The sequence below is a fragment of the Hydrogenophaga sp. genome, assembly GCF_022844385.1.
GTDB lineage: Bacteria > Pseudomonadota > Gammaproteobacteria > Burkholderiales > Burkholderiaceae_C > Hydrogenophaga.
Genome location: NZ_JALHLX010000011.1, coordinates 27231 through 33086, shown reverse-complemented (window position 1 = coordinate 33086; position 5856 = coordinate 27231). Strand labels below are relative to the sequence as shown.

The 5856-nt window shown below is 66.8% G+C and carries 4 protein-coding genes; 3 read left to right on the top strand and 1 reads right to left on the bottom strand.

The window, feature by feature from the left end; all coding sequences use genetic code 11:
- Positions 1–400, top strand: a 400-nt coding sequence (locus Q0C59_RS03980) for a hypothetical protein (RefSeq protein WP_291212008.1), incomplete at its 5' end; no start/stop codon positions are given.
- 10 nt (positions 401–410) lie between these two features.
- Entirely contained in the window at positions 411–1235 is an 825-nt protein-coding gene (locus Q0C59_RS03975) for a MipA/OmpV family protein (RefSeq protein WP_291212005.1), read from the top strand.
- 4 nt (positions 1236–1239) lie between these two features.
- Here Q0C59_RS03975 and uvrA read toward each other — a convergent pair whose 3' ends face one another.
- Positions 1240–4377 carry an excinuclease ABC subunit UvrA gene (uvrA, locus tag Q0C59_RS03970; protein WP_407066545.1) on the bottom strand — a complete coding sequence of 1046 codons (3138 nt, stop codon included), beginning with the start codon at positions 4375–4377 and terminating at the stop codon, positions 1240–1242.
- A gap of 142 nt (positions 4378–4519) precedes the next feature.
- On the opposite strand from uvrA, the gene Q0C59_RS03965 reads away from it, so the two are divergent.
- The gene (locus Q0C59_RS03965) at positions 4520–5686 is read left to right on the top strand and encodes an MFS transporter (RefSeq protein WP_291212002.1); all 1167 of its coding nucleotides are present in this window, start codon (positions 4520–4522) and stop codon (positions 5684–5686) included.
- Positions 5687–5856: the final 170 nt, after the last annotated feature.

The following is a 5856-nucleotide window of genomic DNA, read 5'->3' as shown; positions in this document are numbered from 1 at the left end:
GGGCGATCGCGAAGATCAACAACGCCGCAGCGCGCAAGGCTCGGGCGATCGCTCGTCCACCAACGTCGCGGTGCAGATCAACATCGGCGGCTACTTCCAGGACAACCAGCGCCTCGCGGTGCGCGAGTACTACGAGCCGCGTTTCCGTGCAGGCAACTGCCCGCCGGGTCTGGCCAAGAAGAACAACGGCTGCATGCCGCCGGGTCAGGCCAAAAAGTGGCGCAAGGGCTACCGCCTGCCGTCCGACGTGGTGTATTACGCGGTGCCCAATGACATCTCGATCCGCCTGGGCGTGCCGCCATCGGGCTACAAATACGTGCGCGTGGCCGCCGACATCCTGCTGATCGCCGTGGGCACCAGCATGGTGATCGACGCGATTGAAGACCTGAGCCGACTCTGAAGGCACAACCATGGCGACAAGGGCCGCGCTTCCCCTGACGTTGATCGCTGCGTGCTGGGCGGTGGCAAGCCATGCCCAGCAAACCCAGCCGGTGACGCTCGAAGCCAGCCGGGACTACCTGCTGGGTGCATCACTTTCTTCGGGTCGCGACCCCTTCGGCACCAACGACCAACGCCTGAGCCTGCGTCCCATCTGGGCCTTCCAGCTCGGGCGTTTCCGCTTCGCCACCTCGGGCGCCAGCGCACTGCTCGCACAAGGCCGTGAATCGGTGGACAGCGGTGTGAGCACCGTGCTCACCCGCAGCGACCTGCTCTCGCTGAGCACATCCCTGTCCATCGACGAAGGCCGTTCCTGGAAGGACGATCCCGTGTACGGCGGTTTGCCGCGGGTGCGCGATACGGTGCGTGGGCGCGTCACCGCCGGTGTCACGCTGGGCCCGCGCTGGAGCGGGTCGTTGCGGGCATCACAAGACCTGCTGGGCCGCGACGGCGGCCTGCGGCTCGACTCGGGTCTGAACTACCGATATCCCCTCTCGCCGCAAACGCACTGGGACTTGTCCCTGGGGCTGGGCTGGGCCAACAGCACCTACCGCCAAACCCACTACGGCATCGCCCCCACCGCCGCAGCCACCACCGGCCTGCAGGCCTATGCCCTGGGCTCGGGCTTCGACGGTGCTTCGCTGGGCTGGCGCATGACCTCGGCGCTGAACCGCAACTGGGTGGCCTATGGAGGGTTGAGCGTGTACCAGCTGCAAGGCGCCGTGGCGCGCAGCCCGTTGGCGACAAGCACCACCACGTTCGGCGCCACGCTGGGGCTGGCGTACCGGAACAACTGAGGCGTCAAGCGGCCTGAGGCAACACCAGCAGACGCTTGAGGTAATGCCCGGTGTGGCTCCCCGCCTGCGCCGCAATGGTCTCGGGTGTGCCCTGGGCCACCACCATGCCGCCGCCCGAACCCCCTTCGGGGCCCATGTCGATCACCCAGTCGGCGGTCTTGATCACATCGAGGTTGTGTTCGATCACCACGATGGTGTTGCCCGCGTCGCGCAACTGGTGCAGCACCTTGAGCAACAGTTCGATGTCGGCGAAGTGCAGGCCGGTGGTGGGTTCGTCCAGGATGTAGAGCGTGCGGCCGGTGTCGCGTTTGCTGAGCTCCAGTGCGAGCTTGACGCGCTGCGCCTCACCGCCCGAGAGCGTGGTCGCGCTCTGGCCCAGCTGGATGTAGGTAAGCCCCACATCCATCAGCGTCTGCAGCTTGCGGTGCAGCGTGGGCACGGCGGCGAAGAAGGTGTGGGCCTGCTCCACCGTCATGTCCAGGATCTGCGCGATGTTGCGGCCCTTGTATTGCACGTCCAGCGTCTCGCGGTTGTAGCGCTTGCCGTTGCACACCTCGCAGGGCACGTACACGTCGGGCAAAAAGTGCATCTCCACCTTGACCACGCCGTCGCCCTGGCAGGCCTCGCAGCGGCCACCGGCCACGTTGAAGCTGAAGCGGCCAGGGCCATAGCCGCGCTCTTTCGCGGTGGGCATTTCGGCCATCAGTTCCCGGATGCCGGTGAACAGGCCCGTGTAGGTGGCGGGGTTGCTGCGCGGCGTGCGGCCGATGGGACTTTGGTCGACGTTGATGACCTTGTCGAAATGTTCGATGCCCTCGATGGCCTCGTGCTCGGCGGGCTCGTCGTGCGAGCGGTAGAGCGTGCGCGCCACGGCGGCGTAAAGCGTGTCGTTGACCAGGGTGGATTTGCCCGAACCCGACACACCGGTGACGCAGGTGAGCAGGCCGACCGGAAACGCCACGCTCACGCCCTTGAGGTTGTGGCCGGTGGCGTTGACCACGCGGATCTCCTGCAGCTCGCCCAGCGAAGCCTGGTGCGCAGCTTCGCGCGCGGCGCGGCGTTCGGCCGCCGGGCTGGGTGCAAAACGCGGTTTGAATGCGGGGGCTGTGCTCTTGACCACCGGCAGCCACGGCGTGCGCCGCGCCGGCACAGCGATGCTGCGTGCGCCGCTGAGGTACTGGCCGGTGAGTGAGCCCGGCGTGGCCATGACGGCAGCGCAAGTGCCTTGCGCCATCACGCGCCCGCCGTGCACCCCGGCACCGGGACCCATGTCGATCACGTGGTCGGCGGTGCGGATCATGTCCTCGTCGTGCTCGACCACCAGCACGGTGTTGCCGAGGTCGCGCAGGTGCTGCAGCGTGGCAATGAGGCGGTCGTTGTCGCGCTGGTGCAGGCCGATGCTGGGCTCGTCGAGCACGTACATCACGCCGGTCAGGCCGCTGCCGATCTGGCTGGCCAGGCGGATGCGCTGGGCCTCGCCGCCGCTGAGTGTGTCGGCGCTGCGGTCCAGGCTGAGGTAGTTCAGGCCCACGTCGTTCAGAAACTTCAGGCGCTGGCGGATTTCGTTGATGACCCGCGCGGCGATGTCGCCCTTGGTACCACGCAACTCCAGCTTCTGGAAATACGCCAGGGCATCGCCGAGCGTGACGTGGCTGATCTTGTAGATCGGCTGCTTCTGATCGCCTTCGCCCACGAACACGTGGCGCGCTTCGCGCCGCAGGCGCGCACCGCCGCAATCGGGACAGGGCTGCACCGCGCGGTAACGCGCCAGCTCTTCGCGCACGGCCGCGCTGTCGGTCTCGCGGTAGCGGCGTTCGAAGTTGCGGATGATGCCTTCGAAGGGGTGCTTCTTGCCGATCTTCTTGCCCGCGCGTTCGCCCGATTCGAGCGCGTAGCTGAACTTGATTTCCTCTTCGCCCGAGCCGTAAAGCAAGGCCTGCTGCACCGGTGCGCTGATCGCTTCCCACGGGCCTTCGGCGTCGAACTTGTAGTGCGCGGCCAGGCTTTCGATCATGGCGAAGTAGTAGCCGTTGCGCCGGTCCCAGCCTTTGATGGCGCCACTGGCCAGGCTCAGCGTGGGGAAGGCCACCACGCGCGCCGGGTCGAAGAATTCGGTGTGTCCCAGGCCGTCGCAGGTGGGGCAGGCGCCCATGGGCGAGTTGAACGAGAACAGGCGCGGCTCCAGCTCACCCACGGTGTAGCTGCACAGCGGACAGGCGAACTTGGCCGAGAAGGTGGTTTCCGCCCCGGTGTCCATGTCCACCGCCAAGGCTCGGCCATCGGCCAGGCGCAGCGCCGCCTCGAAGCTCTCGGCCAGTCGCTGGCGAAGTGGGTTCACGCCCTCCTCTTCGCCATCGGTGCGCACCTTGATGCGGTCGATCACCACGTCGATGTTGTGCTTTTCGGTTTTCTTCAAGGCCGGCAGGGCGTCGAAGTCCAGCACGGTCTGGTTGATGCGGAAACGCACATAGCCTTGCGCCTGCATGTCGGCAAACAGCTCGGTGAACTCGCCCTTCTTTTCGCGCGCCACGGGGGCCAGGATCATCAGGCGCGTGCCTTCTGGCAGCGACAGCACGGCGTCCACCATCTGCGCCACACTCTGCGCGGCCAGCGGCAGGTCGTGCTCGGGGCAATGCGGCGTGCCGGCGCGGGCGAACAGCAGGCGCAGGTAGTCGTGTATCTCGGTGACCGTGCCCACGGTGGAGCGCGGGTTGTGGCTGGTCGCTTTCTGCTCGATGGCGATCGCCGGCGACAGGCCTTCGATCAAATCCACATCGGGCTTGTCCATGAGCTGCAGGAACTGCCGCGCGTAGGCCGAGAGGCTTTCCACATAACGGCGCTGGCCCTCGGCGTAGAGCGTGTCGAACGCCAGGCTCGATTTGCCCGAGCCCGACAGGCCGGTGATCACCACCAGCGAGTGCTTGGGGATGTCGAGGTCGATGTTCTTGAGGTTGTGCGTGCGCGCGCCGCGCACCGACAAGAAGGGGCTGGCGTGGCGCAGGTGGGCGGCGTTGACGCGGTTCAACAGCGCTTGTTCATCGGGCTCCACCGGCGCATCGGCGCCGGTCAAACTCGGCAGATTCAGGTCCGGGGGCAGGTTCTGGTTCAAGGCGCGGTGGGTGTGTTCAGGGCAACCCGGCATGATAAGCCGCCCCGGCGTTTTGCGCCCGACTACCCTGCCCCGGCAGACCTTTCGCGCACAATACTTCTTTTGCCGTTCTGCCTTGCCCACCCTCAGCACCACCCCCTCTGCCGCCTCTGCCACCCAAGCGGCGGCAACGCGCATGACGCCGACCGAACGACGCACCAGCGGCGCCCTGGCGTCCATCTATGCACTGCGCATGCTGGGCCTTTTTCTGGTGCTGCCGGTGTTCGTGCTGCAGGCCCCCAGCTACCCGGGCGGTGACGACCCTTTTCTGGTCGGTTTGGCCATGGGTATTTACGGTCTGACGCAGGCCCTGTTCCAGGTGCCTTTCGGCATGGCCTCCGACCGGCTGGGCCGCAAACCCGTGATCCAGGCCGGCCTGGCCTTGTTCGTGATCGGCAGCCTGATCGCCGCCTGGGCGCCCACCATGGTCTGGCTGGCCATTGGCCGGGCCCTGCAAGGTTCGGGCGCCATCTCGGCCGCCGTCACTGCCCTGCTGGCCGACCTCACGCGCGACGAGGTGCGCACCAAGTCCATGGCGCTGGTGGGCATCAGCATCGCGCTCATGTTCGCGCTGTCGCTGGTGCTCGCGCCGCTGCTCGTGCCGCTCATCGGACTGTCGGGGCTGTTCGCGCTCACCGCGGTGCTGGCGGCCATCGGCATGGCGGTCGTGGCCTGGGTGGTGCCGCCCGAGCCACCGGTGCAGCACGTGCAGAACCGGGGCGGCTTGCGCGAGGTGCTCTCCGACTTGGAACTGCTGCGCGTGGACCTGGGTGTGTTTGTGTTGCACGCGGTGCAGATCGCCATGTGGATGTCGGTGCCCGCCTTGCTGCAAGAGGCCGGCCTGGTCAACGCCGAACAATGGAAGGTGTACCTGCCTGCCGTGCTCGCGTCCCTGCTGGTCATGGGCGGCCTGCTGTTCCGGCTGGAGCGCATGGGGTATTTCAAGCCGGTCTACCTGGGGTCGATCGCGCTGATCGTGCTGGCCCAGCTGGGCTTCTGGCTCAACCTGCAATCGCCTTCGCTGTGGGCCGTGGGCGCGCTGCTGTTTCTGTATTTCGTGGGCTTCAATACCCAGGAAGCCAGCCAGCCCAGCCTGGTGTCGCGCCTGGCCCAGCCGCGCCAGCGTGGCGCCGCGCTGGGCGTTTACAACACGCTGATGTCGCTGGGCATCTTTGCCGGCGGCAGCCTGGGGGGTCTGGTCATCAAGACCTGGGGCAGCACCGGCATCTTTTTCGTCAGCTCGGGACTGATGCTGCTGTGGTTGGCGCTGGCCTGGCCGATGCGCTCCACCTCTCGCGTCTAACGTCCAAGGGGTTCAGGCTGGGGGGCCGGGTCGGTGCGATCCCGCAGCGACCGCATCATCAGCAGCGACATGGTGCTGTAGAGCGGGCGGCTGATCATGCGCGACACCAGGCTGGCCAGCAGCGCACACGCCATCAGGCTGAGCACCATGCTGTGGCCATCGGTCATCTC